The sequence below is a fragment of the Streptomyces qaidamensis genome, assembly GCF_001611795.1.
Classification (GTDB): domain Bacteria; phylum Actinomycetota; class Actinomycetes; order Streptomycetales; family Streptomycetaceae; genus Streptomyces; species Streptomyces qaidamensis.
The window spans coordinates 9,067,105-9,083,372 of sequence record NZ_CP015098.1; the positions used below are offsets into that span (position 1 = coordinate 9,067,105).

The 16,268-nt window shown below is 69.5% G+C and carries 11 protein-coding genes and 4 pseudogenes; 12 read left to right on the top strand and 3 right to left on the bottom strand.

Translation table 11 applies throughout. The annotated features are described in order from the left end of the window. The first annotated feature begins 184 nt into the window (after nucleotides 1–184). From A4E84_RS39790 to A4E84_RS39815, 6 genes are all read left to right on the top strand, one after another. Nucleotides 185–559 (top strand): hypothetical protein, encoded by a 375-nt coding sequence (locus A4E84_RS39790; RefSeq protein WP_062931192.1) that lies wholly within the window; start codon nucleotides 185–187, stop codon nucleotides 557–559. Nucleotides 560–2,717: 2,158 nt separating this feature from the next. Next, nucleotides 2,718–3,218 (top strand): GNAT family N-acetyltransferase, encoded by a 501-nt coding sequence (locus A4E84_RS39795; RefSeq protein WP_237305101.1) that lies wholly within the window; start codon nucleotides 2,718–2,720, stop codon nucleotides 3,216–3,218. 187 nt (nucleotides 3,219–3,405) lie between these two features. Further along, nucleotides 3,406–4,305, top strand: a complete 900-nt coding sequence (locus A4E84_RS39800) for a hypothetical protein (protein ID WP_237305102.1) — start codon at nucleotides 3,406–3,408, stop codon at nucleotides 4,303–4,305. Between the two features lie 38 nt (nucleotides 4,306–4,343). Further along, nucleotides 4,344–4,802, top strand: a complete 459-nt coding sequence (locus A4E84_RS39805) for a hypothetical protein (RefSeq protein WP_062924633.1) — start codon at nucleotides 4,344–4,346, stop codon at nucleotides 4,800–4,802. A 1,166-nt stretch (nucleotides 4,803–5,968) separates the two neighbouring features. Continuing rightward, nucleotides 5,969–6,547 (top strand): GNAT family N-acetyltransferase, encoded by a 579-nt coding sequence (locus tag A4E84_RS39810; protein ID WP_062924632.1) that lies wholly within the window; start codon nucleotides 5,969–5,971, stop codon nucleotides 6,545–6,547. Nucleotides 6,548–6,752: 205 nt separating this feature from the next. Beyond that, nucleotides 6,753–8,057, top strand: coding sequence for an MFS transporter (locus A4E84_RS39815; RefSeq protein ID WP_062931841.1), 1,305 nt, complete (start codon nucleotides 6,753–6,755; stop codon nucleotides 8,055–8,057). Nucleotides 8,058–8,332: 275 nt separating this feature from the next. On the opposite strand, the pseudogene A4E84_RS39820 reads toward A4E84_RS39815, so the two are convergent. Beyond that, nucleotides 8,333–10,129, bottom strand: a pseudogene (locus tag A4E84_RS39820) (PHP domain-containing protein); the annotation flags it as partial. Next, a pseudogene (locus tag A4E84_RS41830) lies at nucleotides 10,090–10,844 on the bottom strand (IS5 family transposase). The pseudogenes A4E84_RS41830 and A4E84_RS39820, both read right to left, overlap by 40 nt. Between A4E84_RS41830 and A4E84_RS45110 the strand changes: the two are divergent. The 5 genes and pseudogenes from A4E84_RS45110 to A4E84_RS45115 form a co-directional block, all read left to right on the top strand. Beyond that, on the top strand, nucleotides 10,755–11,375 hold the full coding sequence (locus tag A4E84_RS45110; protein WP_237304734.1) for an MFS transporter: 621 nt from the start codon (nucleotides 10,755–10,757) through the stop codon (nucleotides 11,373–11,375). The pseudogene A4E84_RS41830 and the gene A4E84_RS45110 sit on opposite strands and share 90 nt — an antisense overlap. 371 nt (nucleotides 11,376–11,746) lie before the next feature. Beyond that, nucleotides 11,747–12,649 carry an AbiJ-related protein gene (locus A4E84_RS44005; protein WP_213084199.1) on the top strand — a complete coding sequence of 301 codons (903 nt, stop codon included), beginning with the start codon at nucleotides 11,747–11,749 and terminating at the stop codon, nucleotides 12,647–12,649. Further along, nucleotides 12,649–13,149, top strand: a complete 501-nt coding sequence (locus tag A4E84_RS44010; RefSeq protein WP_213084198.1) for a hypothetical protein — start codon at nucleotides 12,649–12,651, stop codon at nucleotides 13,147–13,149. Before A4E84_RS44005 ends, A4E84_RS44010 begins: the two co-directional genes overlap by 1 nt. 585 nt (nucleotides 13,150–13,734) lie before the next feature. Continuing rightward, a complete protein-coding gene (locus tag A4E84_RS43185) occupies nucleotides 13,735–13,908 on the top strand; it encodes a hypothetical protein (protein WP_159029680.1) in 174 nt (57 codons plus the stop codon). Next, nucleotides 13,875–14,222, top strand: a pseudogene (locus A4E84_RS45115) (relaxase domain-containing protein); the annotation flags it as partial. The gene A4E84_RS43185 and the pseudogene A4E84_RS45115, both read left to right, overlap by 34 nt. A gap of 61 nt (nucleotides 14,223–14,283) precedes the next feature. Here the strand turns inward: A4E84_RS45115 and A4E84_RS42755 are convergent. Continuing rightward, nucleotides 14,284–15,015 (bottom strand): ArsR family transcriptional regulator, encoded by a 732-nt coding sequence (locus A4E84_RS42755; RefSeq protein ID WP_237304732.1) that lies wholly within the window; start codon nucleotides 15,013–15,015, stop codon nucleotides 14,284–14,286. An 89-nt stretch (nucleotides 15,016–15,104) separates the two neighbouring features. Here A4E84_RS42755 and A4E84_RS45570 point away from each other — a divergent pair. Continuing rightward, nucleotides 15,105–16,268: pseudogene (locus tag A4E84_RS45570) on the top strand (MFS transporter); the annotation flags it as partial.

Here is a 16,268-nt window from a genome sequence, read left to right on the forward strand (position 1 = left end):
AATTGCCTACGCCCACCAGCGGATTCTAGGTTCTTGCAAGGTTGGTGCAGGATCCGCCTCGCAGAGTGGAGCACAACAGAGAGGGCCTTCTCGGCAGCCACCGCGCCAGTCCTTGCCGCCCTTGGACCGGGTTGGTGCCGGGCAGCGCCACCACGCTCACCCACGACGACTACGGGGAACCCGCATGACCATCACCGCAACACGGAAGCGCGTCGCCACAGCCCTCGGCGCCGCTGCCGCGGCCTTGATGCTGACCACCACCACCGCGTCCGCCGCCGGCACGGACACGATCATCACCAAGGAGCCCGGCTTCTTCCACTACGAGCGGTCCTGCAAGACCGACTACGCCATGACTCTCACCAAGAAGAAGGCCGTCGCAGCCAAGGGCAACGACGGATGGTGTGAGGGCCACGTCTGGCTTCGTATGTACGGTGACTCGTGGGGGGACTGGGCGCACGACAGTACCTCGGTGACGCGCACCAGCCCCAACGGCAAGTTCAAGAAGGCCTTGATCAAGGGCTGTGCGGACTGCCACGCCTACACCGTGTACCCCGGGTAGTGATCCAGGGAGCTGGACGGGCCTGTGAGCCCTGACCCGGCAAGGCTGCTGCAAGCCTGAGAACCTGCTGATGAAGCACACTGAGCGGCTCATTGTGGTGATCGATGCAGACGAGGCATCGCCCACGCTTCGTGATCCGGCCGACGCGGCTGGATCACGAAGCCAGGCACGTCTTGCGGCCTGCTGACGGTCTTGATGGCGCGGCGGGAACGAGGCAACGGACACCGCACAGCTCGACAGAGTACGAGAAGGACAATTCGCCGGCTTCCGACCGGCAGCGAAGCCGGGCCCTGGAAGACCCTCGAAAGTTATAGGTGTCGCGCATTCCCGCCTTTGAGCATCCTGGCCGGTGCAGGCCGCTGGCAGGAACGACCGGGCAATCGGTGCGCGGACGCTGTACTTCTGCCTGTGCGACAGACATTGATCCAAAAAGAAACTGAGCGAGCCGTCCCCGATAGGGGGACGCAGGGAACGAGGCAAAAGGCCGCCTGAGGCGTCTCGTCGTCTCATGTGCCCCAGGGAGGGGCAGCCCGGCTGATCTGCTGCTGCCTGCGTTCGCAGCAGTGCCGGAATACGCTTCGACGTCGAAAGGACCGCACGCATGATCGCGCTCATGAACCCCGAGGTGGATGCCGAGGCCCTCGCCTGTGCCCTGGGTACACCTGCTCTCCACCCGGCCACACTGAAATCCGGTCCGGGCATGGGCACCCGGAGGTCTGTTCGTTGCCCCGCCATCGCGAAGGGCGGCCCGAGCGTCGGCACCCGCTGCAAAGGCACTCCGGGCGCCGGCAACCGCAGGTCTGAGTCGAAAGGATCGCACGCATGATCACGCCTATGGACCCTGAGGTGGGTGCTGAGGCCCTCGCCCCTGCTCTGGGCACAGCCGCTCTCCGCCCCGTCACGATGAAGTCCGGCGGCCCGAGCATCGGCACCCGCAGGTCCGTCCGGCGCCCCGCCACGTTGAAGGTCACTCCGGGCGCCGGTACCCGCAGGCCCGTGCATCGCCCCGCCACCGCGAAGAGCGGTTCGGGCGTTGGCGGTCGCTACCCCATCGCTGCGAAGGCCGGCACGGGCATCGGAGGTCGTTGTAAAGGCGGCCACGGCATCGGTGGCCGCAGGCCCGTGTGCCGCCCCGCCCCTGCGAAGGGCGGCGGCCCGGGCGCCGGTAACCGCAGGCCCAGCTATCGTCCTGCCACCGCGAAGGGCAGTCCGGGCATGGGCACCCGCTGCAAGGGCACCCCGGGCACCGGTACCCGTGGGTCGGTCCGCCACTCCGCCAACGCGAAGGGCGGACCGACCACCGGTTCCCGCAGGTTTGTTCGTTTCCCCGCTACCGCGAAGAACGGCCCTTCAACCGGTACCCGCTCCACTGACACTCCGGGCGTCGGTACCCGCGGGCCTGAGCCGAAAGGACGGCACTCATGATCGCGCTCATGGACCCTGAGGTGGGTGCCGAGGCCCCCGTCTGCGCCCTGAGTACACCCGTTCTCCACCTGGCCACACTGAAGGGGACCGGCCCGTCCGTCGGTACCCGCAGGCCCGTGCACCGTCCTGCCACCGTGAAGGGTGGCTCTGGCGTCGGAGGCCGTAGGCTCGTGCACCGCTCCGCCACTGCGAAGGGCGGCCCGAGCATCGGTACCCGGAGGTCTGTCCGCCGCCCGCCGCGCTGAAGGGTGGCAATCCGGGCATCGGCACCCGCCGGTCTGTCCCCATTCCGCCACGGCGAAGGGCGGCCATCCGGGCATCGGTGGCCGCAGGCCCGTGCAGCGCCCCGCCACCGCGAAGGCCGGCGGCCCGGGCGTTGGTAGCCGCACGCCTGTCCGACGCCCCGCCACCGCGATGGGCGGCGGCCCGGCATCGGCACCCGCATCCGTAGGTTTGTCCACTACCCCGCCGCACCGCAGGGCGGCATCAGCATCGGCGAACGGCCCCGCAGGTCCATCCCTGTCGGTCCGAGCAGGCTCTAGCCGACGCCGGTCCGGCTGGCGACCGCAGACAGGAGGAAACGGATGGGGCACCCACCGATCACGGTGGAGCGGTGGGAAGGGCTGGAGTGCGCCGTGCAGCTCGATGTCGTGCTGCCGATGTACAAGGAGATCTGGGCCGATCCGCCGTACCGCGAGGACACGAAGGAGATCGCCGAGTTCCTGGACCGCTCGTGCAGGAGGTCTTCCTTCCCCGCGCCCGCCTCGTCGTGGCCCGCTGCGGCGACCAGCCGATCGGCTACGCCTTCGGTTACCCGTTGCCTTCGGACACCGGCTGGTGGAAGGCGATGGACGGGGACACGACGCCGGAGTTCACGGCGGAGACCGGTGAGCGGACGCTGGGCATCGTCGAACTCGCGGTACGCGCCAACTGGCGGCGCCAGGGGGTCGCGGCCCGGATGCACGACCGTCTGTTGGAGGGTCTGGGCGTCGAGCGCGTCACGCTGGCGATGCGGCCCGACCCGGAAGCGGCACCGGCGCACGCCGCCTACGCCGCGTGGGGCTACCTGCAGGTCGGTCACTGGCAGCCGGCAGACGATCAGCCCGTGTCTCACATCATGCTGCTGACCCTGCCGGTTGCCGCGCAGGGGGTCGGGCAGCAGCGTGCGCCAGGTACGGGCGAAGGCGGTGGAGTGCGGCCTGGCACGGGCGCAGGGCCAGATCTGCGTCGGTGAAGTGGATACGGAGCACTTGATTCCCACTGGTGGCCTGGGCTTTTGCCAGAGACCGAAAGGGTCTGGCTGGCCATGCTCGCGTCAGAGATACCCAAGCGGCAAAAGAGGCGCAACGGACCGCGCACCACAACTCGGGGGAGTGAGCACCACCATGAGGCGAGCGTTCGTTTCGGCATGCACTGCCGCGTTGATCGTCATATCCACTGCGGTCGGCTGCACCACCGGCACGGACGAGCAGTCGGGTTCCGCTCAGCCACAGCGGGACACCTCGGCCAAGAGCACCAGGAGCCAGGGGCGGGAGCTGACCGCCGCCGAGGAGGTCCTCGTACGGCGTGCCGAGCAGCTCCTCATCAAGGAGTGCATGACGGACAAGGGTTACCCGTACCGGATCGGCCCCCTGCCGACGGTCGACGACCTGAAGGGCAACGGCGCCTTCCTGACGGATGTCGGCTGGGCCCGGCGGAACGGCTACGGCAGCCGGCTGCAGGCGAAGGCCCAGAAGATCGACGACCCGAACGGCGCATACGCCAACGCGCTCCCGCGCGAGGAGGGTACCCGCTACACCGACGCGCTCCTGGGTTCGCCGTCGAGCGCCATGCTGACGGCCGAACTTCCCGCCGGCGGAACCGTCCGCACCCCCCGCGACAGCTGTCTGACCGAGGCCAGGGGCCGGCTCTACGGGGACTTCGAGACCTGGTTCCGGGCCGAGAAGACGGCCACGAACCTGACGCCCCTGTACGCGGCGGACCTTGCCAAGAACCGGCGGTTCACCGACGCGGTCGAGCAGTGGTCCGTATGCATGCGGATTGCGGGGCACGACTACGCCACTCCGACCAAGGCGCGCGAAGGGCTCCCGAAACTCACGCGGGGCCTGAACGAGCAGAAGGCATTCGCCGTGGAGGTCCGCCTGGCGGTCGCCGAGGCGACCTGCGCCGGCCAGACGCACTTGACCCGCACGATCCGCGCGCTCGAAGCCGAGTACCGCGAGAAGCTGCTCGACCGGTACGGCGATGCGGTCGCCACCCATCAGCGCATGAACCTCGACGCGCTGGCCCGGGCCGAGAAGATCACCGGCTCGGCAGCCTGACCCCTCACATCGCACCCACCCACAAGGAGTGATCCGTCATGCGCAAGGTCCTGGCCACCGCCGCGACGCTCGGCCTGGCAGCCCTCGGAGCGGTCGTCCCGGCGACGAACGCGCAGGCCTCCACCGCCTGCGACAACGCGTACAACGCCATCCCCGCCGGCACCTTCGTCGCGTACAACGGGGCGAACTGCGGCACCACTCGACTCGGCGCCACAACGAGCTGGGACTCGGACTGGGGCAACAGCTCCGGCCCCTTCCAGGGCTGGGACACCAACACCGCGGAATCCCTCGCCTACAAGTCATCGGACACCAGGCGGGTCCAGCTCTTCAACGGCACGGGGACCGACTGGGCGGGCGGCCACACCTGCATCGGGCCGAACGAGAACTACATGGACACCCTTGAGCAGCAGTACTTCACCAGCGGTATCGAGGTGGAGAACGAGATCAGCTCCCACCGGTTCATCTGGCGGGGATGCGGCGCGGTCCTGGACTCCTGACCTGACCGCCCACACGCACGGCTGACCCGGGCTGCACCACCCCGGGGAGGTGCAGCCCGGCTGATCTGTCTCTGCCTACGTTCACAGCAGTGCTGGAACCCGCTTCGACGTCGAAAGGACCGCACGCATGATCGCGCTTATGGACCCTGAGGTGGGCACCGAGACCCCTGCCCCGGGCACACCCACTCACTACCCCGCCACCTCGAAGAGCGGTAGCGGGGGCATCGGTAGCCGCAGGTCTGTCCGTCGCCCCGTCACCGCGAAGCACGGTCCGGGCGCCGGCACCCGCAGGTCTGTCCGCCACGCCACCACCGCGAAGCACACTCCGGGCGTCGGGGGCCGCAGGCCTGTCCGTCATCCCGCCGCGGCGAAGAACGGCCCGGGTGCTGGCAACCGCCGATCTGTCCACCGTCTGTCCACGCTGAAGGGCTCCGGCCCGGGCGTGGGTTCCCGCAGGTCGGTCCGCCGTCCCGCGACGTTGAAGGGTAGTGGAGGCGGCATTGGCAGCCGCTGCAACGGCACTCCTGGCATCGGTACCCGAAGGCCCGTGTACAGCTCCGTCACCTTGAAGGTCGGCTCGGGCGTCGGGGGCCGCAGGTCTGTCCGTCATCCCGCCGTGGCGAAGAACGGCCCGAGTGTCGGCGGGCGGTGCAAAGGCACTCCTGGCGTCGGTTCACGTACGGCCGCCCGCCGCCCCACCGTTCTGAAGGGCGGCGGCCCGGGCATCGGCACCCGACGATCTGTCCGCCATGCCGCCGCGGCGAAGGGCGGCCCGAGTGTCGGCGGCCGCAGTGCTGTCCGTCGCCCTACCACGTTGAAGACGGGCGGTCCGAGCATCGGCACCCGCAGGTCTGTTCGTCGTCCCCCCACTGCGAAGACCGGCCCGGGCGTTGGCACCCGCAGGGTGGTTCGTCATCCGGCCACGTTGAAGGGCGGCCCCGGCGCTGGTAACCGCAGGTCTGTCCTCGGCCCCGCCACCGCGAAGGCTGGCGGCCCGGGCGTCGGGTCCCGCCGGTCTGTCCGCTATCCCGCCGCACCGCAGGGCGGCATCAGTATCAGGGGCGGGGTCTGCATTGGTGATCGGTCTCGCAGGTCCCTACCTGTGGGTCCGAACGGTATCTAGGCGACGCCGGCTTCGGTTGGTGGCAGGAGACGGGAGGAAGCGGATGGAGTGTCCGCCGGTCACGGTGGAACGGTGGGAGGGGCTGGAGTGCGCAGCGCAGCTCGATGTCGTGCTCCCGATGTACAAGGAGATCTGGGTCGAACCGCCGTACTGCGAAGGCGTGAAGGAGATCGCCGAGTTCCTGGACCGCTTCGCGCAGGAGGTCTTCCTTCCCCGTGCCCGCCTCGTCATCACCCGCTGCGGTGACGTGCCGATCGGCTACGCCTTCGGATACCCTCTCCCGCCCGACACCGGTTGGTGGAAGGCGATGGATGAGGAGACGACGCCGGAGTTCACGGCCGAGACAGGCGAACGCACCCTGGGCATTGTCGAACTCGCGGTCCGCACCAAGTGGCGGCGGCAGGGGATAGCGGCTCTGATGCATGCCCATCTGCTGGAGGGCCTGGGAGTTGAGCGGGTCACGCTGGCGATGCGGCCGGAGGCGGAAGCGGCGCCGGCGCACGCCGCCTACGCCGCGTGGGGCTACCGCCAGGTCGGTCACTGGCGGCCGGCCGAGGAGGAGGCCGTCTCCCACATCATGCTGCTGACTCTCCCGGTCGCCGTCCCACGGGCCGACCGGTGACCGGGAAGACGGCCGTAGCCGTCCGCGGACAGGGATGGCAGTGCGCTGAGGAGGCCAAGGAAGGGGGACAGTCCACGTGGCAGCGCATTCCAGTTGGGGCAGGTGCGTACGGGTGGCAGATGGCGGGCGGTGGGCACCGGTGCGGTCGCCGCGCCCCTGACACCATCCTGAGAACCGTGCGGGCCGGCTGATGAGCAGGGCGAGCATGAGAGGGATCCGCCGTCGGGGGAGTGCGGGGGACGCGCCGTCGCGGGTGGGGCTGTTGCGGGAGCGGGGGTTCCGGCTGTACTGGGGTGCGCAGAGCGTCTCGCTGGTCGGGGACGAGATCAACATCTTGGCTATCCCGCTGGCCGCCGTGCTGTTGCTGGACGCGGGTGCGGCCGAGATGGGCTGGCTGACGGCGGTGGCCCTGCTGCCGTCGTTGCTGCTGTCGATCCCTGGCGGGGCATGGGCGGACCGGCAGGCCAACCGGCGCCAGGCGATGATCGTCGCCGACTTCGGGCGGTTCGCCGCGGTGGCCTCGATACCGCTGGCGTATGCGTGCGGGGCGCTGACGATGGCTCACCTGTTCGTGACGGAGTTCGTCGTCGGGGCGCTGACCGTGTTGTTCCGGGTCTGCAATCACCACGTGTACGCCTCTGTGGTCGCTGCGGAGCGGTATGTGGACGGCAACGCGCTGCTCTCCGGGAGCAGGTCGGCGGCCGCAGTCGCCGGACCGAGCACCGGTGGCGCGTTGGTACAGGTACTGTCGGCGCCGTTCGCACTGCTGGTGGACGCCCTGACCTATTTGGTGTCGGCGGTGTGCCTGAGAAGCATCAGGGCACGGGAGGCGCCGCCCGCACCACGTGAGGCAAGCGGGCTGGCGGCCGGACTGCGCTGGGTGACAGCGAACCGCACCCCGGGCCTGCTGCTGGCCGGGGTGTCCATGCTGAGCCTTTGCCACACCTTCCTGATGACCCTGTTCGTGTTGTACGGAGCCACCGAACTGGGCCTGTCAGCCGGGGCGTTGGGCGCGGTGATGGCCGCGTTCGGGCTCGGTGGGCTGGCCGGTGCCTACGCCGCGCCGCGTGTGGTGAGGCGGATCGGCCTCGGCCCGGCCATCGTGGCCGGCTTCCTGTGGTTCAGCCTCCCCCTGCTGCTGGTGCCACTGGCCGAAGGCCCGGGGCCGTTGGTCATCGCTGCGCTGATCGCTGCGCAACTCGGCGCCGGCTGCGGGGTCGCGGTCATGGACATCGCGGCCAACAGCTATCTGATCGCCGTCATCCCGCCCACGCTGCGCTCCCGCGTGATGGGCGTGGTCCAGACCGCCAACTTCGGGGTGCGCCCGATCGGCGCGGTGCTGGCCGGCACGCTGGGCACCGCGCTCGGCCTGCGGCCCACCCTGTGGATCGGCACAGCGGGCGCCGTGCTCAGCGTGCTGTGGGTCGCTGCATCCGGGCTGCCACGCATCCGGGAACTGCCCGAAAACGCCGAGCAACGTAGAGAAGAGCATGAAGAAGCGGGGGTTTGACCACCCGCACGGTGCCAGTCGGAAAGGTCCAGAGAGCGGCTACCGAGAGCCGGTACGGGCCGCTGACGAGCTGGTGGTCCAGGGCCAGCAGGTTCTTGTCCTCGGGGTGCGGATCTTCTGTCGCCTGGCCCTCTTGCGGTGTAGATCGGGCGCCAGAACAACCGTATGCCCGGCCGTGAAAGATCAGTTGAAGGATACGAATTAGCTCCTGTGGCCAGGTGCTGAGGTTCGCCGCCCCATCAGGGCCAGCCCTGCAACACGCACAGACTTGACACGGAATCGAGCTGGAACAGCCCGACCGTGTCGCTGCGCCGGATGAGGTCGAAGGCAGGCGGGTCGTCGAGGGAAACGTGGTCGGGGTTGTCGAGATCGAGCAGGCGTCCCGTGGTGCGGTGGATCTCGGCGACAGCGTGCGCCATCGCGGACTGCATCCGCACGCCGAGGACGTCGAGCTTCAGCAGGCCGAAGTCTTCGACGTCCTCCTTGTCGGCCTGCACCATCGGGTATCCGGCCGGGGTGGGCTGTACCGGCAGCCGGTCCAGCAGCGCCGCGTTCGAAAGGATCACTCCGCAGGGGTGCATGGCGTAGCCGCGGGGAGCGCGTCCAGGCCTTCGGCGAGCTCCCACAGCGGTCCGAACTTTGCTGCCTGAGTGGCGAGTTGCCGCAGCTCCGGCAGCTCGGCCAGGGCACTGCGGATATCCCGGGCCCGGATGTGCGGAAAACTCTTCGCGATCTCCCCGATGACCTGCGGCGGAATCCCCAGGGCGAGGCCGGTATCGCGCAAGGCGTGACGCGCCCGGTAGGTCTCGGGCATGCCGGTGACCGCGGTCCGCTCCCGCCCGAACCTCTCGACGATCGCGTCGTACACCTCCAGCCGACGCTCGGACTCCACATCGAGGTCGATGTCCGGCAACGAGGTGCGCCGCTCGCTGAGGAAGCGCTCGAACAGCAGCCGGTGCTCGAGAGGGTTGGCCGTGGCGACGAACAGCGCGTGGTTGACCATCGAGCCGGCGCCGGAGCCACCCGGATCCCCAAGGCCCGGGTGTCGGCGACCACCTCATAGCCCAACCGGCCAATGACCTCCAGCTCATAGTGCAGCTGCCGTACGGCGCGTTCGTCCGTGTCCAAGCCCCGGGCCACCAAGCCCGCCTCACAGCGCTGCCTCAGCAGCCGCATCGCCGAACCGCGCTCGGGGCCGGCGCCGACGACGGCAGGTGCGGGGAAGTGGGGACGCCCGAGCCCGAGATCGACCGGGTGAGGGTGCACGACTGGCCTGTGGTCTCGGTCTCGGCCAGCAGGCGGACCGCCCGGGCGGAGTCGTTGCCGACGGCCTGGGCGATACGGTCGGCGGCCGCCGCCATGGTGGCTGGACCCTTCAGCCAGCGTTCGCCGCCGTCCAGGTGCCGCCGGTCCACGGGCCGAAGCAGCCGGGCCGCGTCGAGCACGTCGGCCAGCCGGTGCTGGTGGGGGTCGGCGTAGCGGACCGCGTTCGTCAGCACCGTACGGACGCCGAGCTGGTCGGCCAGGCCCACGGTGCGCGCGGTCAGCCGCAGCGAGCCCGCCCCGGTGCCCTGCCGCCCCAGGTACACGGCTTCCAGCCGCAGATGCTCTCCGGCGAGATCCCGCCACGGCGCGAGCAACTGCTCGGCGACGTCGGGGCAGCCGGCGGACAGGGCCCGTACCGGTTCGGAAGCCGGGCCGAGCAGCACCACCAGGTCCCGGTCGGCATACGCGCGCAGGGTGGGCCAGGACACGACCGGCGCTGCGCCGTCGGCCTCGGCTTGCGCGGCGGACACCAGGCGGCACAGGCGAGCCCACCCGCCCGCGTTCTGCGTGAGCAGGGTGATCCGTAGCGGAGGCTCGATCACATGCGTGCCGCCGCGCACGGGCGTACGCGGCCGACCGGCCAGGGCTGGCGAGGTGAGCGGCGAGACGGCGACGTCGACGCCGAACACAGGGCGAATTCCGGCGGCCGCGGCGGTAGTGGCGAAGCGAACCGTGCCCGCGACGGTATCCCGGTCTGTTAGAGGTCCTAACAAAGGCGTTGGACGTGGCGGTGGGTGATCAGGCAGGTGGCGAGGCCGAGGAAGGCTTCGTGGATGTCGTCGCGTCGTTCCCAGCGGATGCGCAGGCGGCGAAAGCCGTGCAGCCAGGAGATCGTGCGCTCGACGACGTAGCGGAAGATGCCGAGGCCGGAGCCGTGTGGCTGGCCCCGTTCGGCGATGACCGGGCGGATGCCGCGGGCCCAGAGCAGGCGGCGGTATTTGTCGTGGTCGTAGCCGCGGTCGGCCAGAAGCGCGTCGGGTCGGTGTCTGGGGCGGCCGACGACGCCGGCCACGGCCGGAACCTTGTCCAGCAGGGGCAGCAGCTGGGTGATGTCGTTGCGGTTTCCGCCGGTCAGGGACGCCGCGAGCGGGATGCCCTGTCCGTCGGCAAGGACGTGGTGCTTGCTGCCCGGCCGTGCGCGGTCGACCGGGCTGGGACCGCTTTTGGGCCTCTGCGGGCCGCCCGGACATGCGAGGAGTCGATCACCGCCCGGGACCAGTCCAGCTTCTTCGCCGCCCGCAGCTTCTTCAGGAGCACGAGATGCAGTTCGTCCCACACGCCGGCTTCGTTCCACGCGGCCAGCCGCCGCCAGCACGTCATGCCGGAACCGAAGCCCAGCTCCTGCGGCAGGTACTCCCACTGGATACCGGTGTGCAGCACGAACAGGATCCCGCACAACGCCTGCCGGTCCGGCACCCGCGGCCGGCCCTCCACCAACTTCGGTCCCGGCTCGGGCAACAACGGCTCGATCAGCGACCACAGTTCATCCGACACGATCCACGGCCGCGACTGTCGCTTTCCCACGACCAGACCAACGACCACCCCAGCCGAAAGTCACTTGATCAACAACTTCTGTTAGGACCTCTAAAGGCCACCTTCGCGCGCACGTCCTGGCACCACCGCCCCCTGCGCGGCGCCAGCCAGGCCGGGCTGATCACCAACCTCAACGACGGTCTCACCTGGGGCGTCTTCCCCCTGCTCTTCACCGACCACGGCCTCGGACTCGCCGCCGTCGGCCTGATCAAGGGCCTCTACCCGATCCTGTGGGGGCTCGGGCAGATCCCCACCGGCCACCTCGTCGACCGCATCGGCCGCAAGCCCCTGATCGCCTACGGCATGCTCGTCCAGGCCGTCGGCTTCGTCCTCGCCCTCGCCCTGCTGGACCGGCCGCTGTTCGCGGGCGTCCTGTCCGCGGTCTTCCCGGGCCTGGGCACCGCCATGGTCTACCCGGCCCTCATCGCGTCCATCTCCGACCACGCCCACCCCGCCTGACGGGCCAACGCCCTGGGCACCTACCGGTTCTGGCGGGACATCGGCTACGCCGTCGGCGCCCTCGTCGCCGGTATCCTCGCCGACGCCCTCGACCTGAACGCCACCGTCATCGCCGCCGCCGTCCTCACCGCCGCCTCGGGACTCCTGGCAGCCCGCTGGATCACCGAGCACCGGCCCGACGCCCAGTGAACGACCGCCTGCCCCGGCCGCTGCCGGGGCAGGTCATGGCGGCCCGCATCTGGGGCGTCCATCGCGCCATGGCCAGCACCGCTCGGCCCTCCGCCCAGCACTGCGAGCCTGACTGCCCTCGACAGCTGTCTTGGACGCTATAAACTGCTGACTGCCCGGCGGAGCTCTGGGATCATCGGCTGATGGCCAACAGCAGGGATCGCTCGGCACTTCGGCAGCTGCTGGACGTCGTCGTCTCGCGCCACCTCAGCGGGAACACGCACGCCACCATCAACGCAGCGTTCGCGGAGCTGGCCATGCCGGAGATCCCCAAGGAGGAGGGATCGCTGCGTGAACGGATCGAACGCAGCTACGCCCAGGTCTCCGACAACGACCTCCCCCACGTCGCGCAACGCATCCTGGCTCGTGGGAGTCTCACCGCTGCGACTCGCAACGGGATACAAGATCTACTTTGGGCGGAGTCGTCACCCCCGGCGATACCCAAGAGGGTCCGACGCGAACTGGCCCGAGCCTTGGACCTGGCGGACATGGCACGCCACGAAGCACGCTTCATGAAGCTGCTGGAGCGCTTCTGGGTACTCGACCGCGAAGAATCCCTCGCTGACCTGCTACTTCCCAGCAACAATCGCCCGCCTGGGCTGAGACAGCACATCCAGCAACACGTCTTCCGCAACCCGGAGGACTGGTCGACCGAGGACCTCTTCGAACGCCTCGGGGCCTTCGAAGCCGGCGACGCGCGATTCGCCCGCTTCCTCGCATCGGCCGTCTCCGCCGACGTGCTCCTCGACGAGCCCGCCCAACGTCACCTGGTGGCACAGATCAACGAGCAGATCCGCAGCGCGGGAGTCGAGCTGCGTGAGACCGGGGCCGACGGCGGCTACCCGCGCTTCACCCTGGTCTCCACCCGGCTCGCCGACAACCGACGGCCGAAGAACGTCATCTTCGCCTCACTCACCAAGCCGGACATCCGATTCCTCTCCGCAGTGGACAACGACATCGAGATCGTCGGTGACCCCGGCAACGTCCTCGTCTACGACCGCGAGATCACAGGCGACGGCATCCGCTGGCGAGACCTCCAAACCTAGTGGCAGGACACCCACTCGCAGACGAGGCCGAAGCCAAGAAGACCCTCTACCACCGGCTCCGCCGCAGTCTGCCCGGCAACTCACCCGGGCAGCGCAACGTCTTCGAGCTCTACCACCACATCCTCGGCTCTGCCGTCTATGACCTCCCGGCGCTCCTACCCGAGGTGTGGCTCCACTGGGACCACAAGACAGTCCGCGAGCGGGGCCCTGAAGCGCTGCTGCGCTCCCGCATGGACTTCCTGCTCCTACTGCCCCACGGCCAGCGCGTCGTTCTTGAGGTCGACGGGTCCCAGCATTACACCCGCGACGACGGTCAGGTACCCGACAGCTACAAGTACGCGGAGCTGGTGGCTGGGGACCGCGAACTCGAGCTCAGAGGCTACGAGGTCTTCCGGTTCGGCCACGACGAACTCAGGGACGCGGAACGTGCCAGGCTCCTGCTCCAGGAGTTCCTGCCGGCCCTCTTCCAACGTTTCGAAGTGAACGGCCGCACCAGCTGATACCGGAGGCTGGGGCACGGGCCGGATGAGCACGGGTACCTATCCGGCCCCCCAGCCGTGAAGGCTGAACTCGCACGATCACCGCCGAAGACAGGGAAATGGCGTCCGGGTTCGGCGTACTCCGGCTCCGGGATTTCGGGAACCCGCGCGCTTCGCGCAGGCCGGGACGGAATAGCTCGGTGCGCAAGTCGGGGACGAAGGCGTCCAAGACGACGCGTGGAAGCGCCGGCGCTGGGCGGGGGTGAGGTGCTGGAGGTCGGTGGTGAAGCGGGGGAGTGTCTCGTCCGTGGGCACGGTGTCCTCCGGGCAGCACGACGAAGCCCCCGGCGGTTGCCGGGGGCTGATAGGCGGTCGTCTTTTGGCGGTGCTCGTTCCTTGGCGCGTGGTGATGCTCAGTGGTGCTTGTTGGTGTCGTTCGGGTTGGGGTGTGAGGGCTGCCGGAGAGCGATGACATTCGCGTCCGGCCTGGGGTCGCTTCCCGTCCGGCGGGCACCTGAGAAGAAAGTTCGGCTGCTGCTCCCGCCTGGCGGGACGTACTGCTGACCGGCCTTTTCTTGCAGGTCAGAGCCGTGTGGCGTGGTCTGCATGACAGTGGATATCAGGGTGATCCGGGCCGGTCAGATGTACCGCTACTACCTGCGCGAGACCGTTGTCGGCGATGGCCGCCGCCCGGCCCGCACGTCGCTGCGCACAGCTCAGGAGCAAGCCGGTGTCCCGGCCGGGCGATGGATGGGCCGGGACTTGCCGCGCTCGGTCTGACGTCGGGTGAGGAGGTCACCGAGGCGCAGCTGCGGAACCTGTTCGACGAGCGGGGCCGGCACCCGTACGCGGACCGGATCGAGGCCGACCTGCTCGCCAAGGGCGCGTCGGCGAAGAAGGCGTTCAAGGCCGGTGCCCTCGGACGGCGGGTGACGGTCACGGGCGTCGACTTCGTCTCCCGGCCGCAGCCGACGATCTACCTGTTGTGGGCGTTGGGGGATGAGGAGACCCGGCGGGTGATCGAGGCCGCGCACGAGCGTGCGATCGAGCGGGTGCTGGAGTGGATCGAGGACGAGGTGGCGGTGATCCGGTACGGCAAGGACGGCATCTACCGGGTGCGGCCGCCCGGCGGTCTGGTCGCCGCGCGCTTCCGCACTACGAGGCACGCTCGGCGGCGGTGCCGCGGGCACGGTAGATCAAGGTCCTGGGCCAGGGGTCCTCCAGGTGGGCGGCGATATTCGCGACGAAGACCGAAGGGATCAGCAGGAGCCCGTCGCCGGCGAGGCGGACTGTTCCGACTTGGGGGAAGTGGCCGATCTCGATACCGCCGGCTTGCCAGGCGATGCTCGGGTGCAGGCTCTCGATGGTCGTGACCCATCCGTGTTCGCCGATCACACCCACCCGGTGCACGACATCGCGCTCACAGAGCGCGCGCAGTTGCGGCCAGTCTGTGGCGAGCAGCTCGTGCCACGCCTGGTCCATCGCCTCGGCGATCCTGGAGACGGCGTCCGTCGAGTCCAGCACTGCGCGTACGCGGGGATCACGGGCGGACGGGCCGGTCGCGTTGGTGGCGATTTCGTGGCGGGCCGCTTCCAGCGGTGTGGCCCGGATAATGGCCAGGTCGTCTGCCCAGGTCTGGTTGAGGCCGCGCGGGGGCGGGGCGACGAAGTTCGGTCCGGATTGCGGGGTGTGCAGGGCGAGGGCGGCGTTCAGATCGCTCTCGCGGCGAAGCCGTTCAAAGGCCGGCAGGAGCCGGGTGGCCCAGGCTCGCGGCAGCGGCCTGTCTTGGCTGGCGAGCGAGCGTAGCAGGAAGCACAGGTCCATCGCGGGCGACAGTGCGAAGCGGCTGCGCAGCAGGTCCTCGACGGAGACTTCGAAGCGCAGCACCCAGCCATGCTACCGCGGGACATCTGCTCCGATTCGTCCAGCGACGAATCATTGGTGAGTAGCGTGGGCGCACGGCGAGGCTGCGCGTCATGACCCCAACCGCCGAACCCGCGCAGGGCAACCACCGTGCCACCTACCGGGAGGTGCTGGCCGAGCCACGATTCCGGCTGCTCTTCTCAACCCGCACCGTCGCAATCACTGCGGACGCGCTGCGGATCACCACGTTCTCGGTGCTGGTCTTCTCGGCCACCGGCTCCGCGCTGCTGAGCGCACTGGCCTTCGGCATCGGCTTCATCCCGCAGCTGTTCGGCTCGCTGCTGCTGGGCTCACTGGCCGACCGACTGCCGCCCCGCGCGCTCATCACCGGCGGCTACGCCTTGACGTGCGCCTCCGCCCTGCTGCTCGCCCTGGTGCGGATGCCGGTCGCGGCAAGCCTCGGTGTCGTGGCGCTGGTCGCCCTCACCACACCGGTGTTTCACGGCTCGTCGAGTCGGCTGGTCGCGCAGTCGCTGGAGGGCGACGCCTATGTACTGGGCCGTTCACTGAACAACATCGCTGCCTCCGGCGCGCAATTGTTCGGTCTGGCGCTGGAGGTGCGGCCGTCGCGGTACTCGGCCCGCGCCAGGCGCTCGCGGTCAGCGCCGCCCTCTACCTCGGCTGCGCGCTCGCTATCCGCATCCGGCTACCCCGGCTGCAGCCAGGAGAGTTCGGCGGCACACCTGGCAGCGCTCGGGGCGATGGCGGGGCCGTCCGGGCAAGCCTGCACGGTGTCGGCCTGCTGCTGCGCAAACACACGGTGCGACGACTGATGCTGGCCCGGTGGCTCCCGCCGGCGTTCGTAGCGGGCGCGGAAGGCCTGATCGTCGCCTACGCGGGAGGACGCCACTTCGCGCCCGGCTGGTACGCGGTGCTGATGGGCTGTCTGCCGGTCGGCATGCTGGTCGGTGATCTGCTGGTAGGCCGATTGCTACGGCCGCCCACCCGGGAGCGACTGGTAGCCCCTTTGATTGCGCTGATGGGACTGCCGCTGGTCGGCTTCGCTGCCGAGCCCGGAGTGGGCGTCTCGTCCTGTCTGCTGCTGCTCTGCGGCTTCGGATTCGCCTACGGTCTCGGCCTGCAACGGCCGTTCCTGGACGCCCTACCGCAGGATGGCCTGGGCCAGGCATTCGGGCTGCTCGGCTCCGGCAGCATGACGCTGCAGGGCGTCGGGCCGGCCTGCTTCGGCGCGATGCCGCAGCATCGGAACAGGCGGT

Bases quoted from the DNA above. Each gene is read 5' to 3' on its own strand.
- A4E84_RS39790 (WP_062931192.1), top strand. From the start codon at position 185: ATGACCATCACCGCAACACGGAAGCGCGTCGCCACAGCCCTCGGCGCC.
- A4E84_RS39805 (WP_062924633.1), top strand. From the start codon at position 4,344: ATGCGCAAGGTCCTGGCCACCGCCGCGACGCTCGGCCTGGCAGCCCTC.
- A4E84_RS39810 (WP_062924632.1), top strand. From the start codon at position 5,969: ATGGAGTGTCCGCCGGTCACGGTGGAACGGTGGGAGGGGCTGGAGTGC.
- A4E84_RS39815 (WP_062931841.1), top strand. From the start codon at position 6,753: ATGAGAGGGATCCGCCGTCGGGGGAGTGCGGGGGACGCGCCGTCGCGG.
- A4E84_RS44005 (WP_213084199.1), top strand. From the start codon at position 11,747: ATGGCCAACAGCAGGGATCGCTCGGCACTTCGGCAGCTGCTGGACGTC.
- A4E84_RS43185 (WP_159029680.1), top strand. From the start codon at position 13,735: ATGACAGTGGATATCAGGGTGATCCGGGCCGGTCAGATGTACCGCTAC.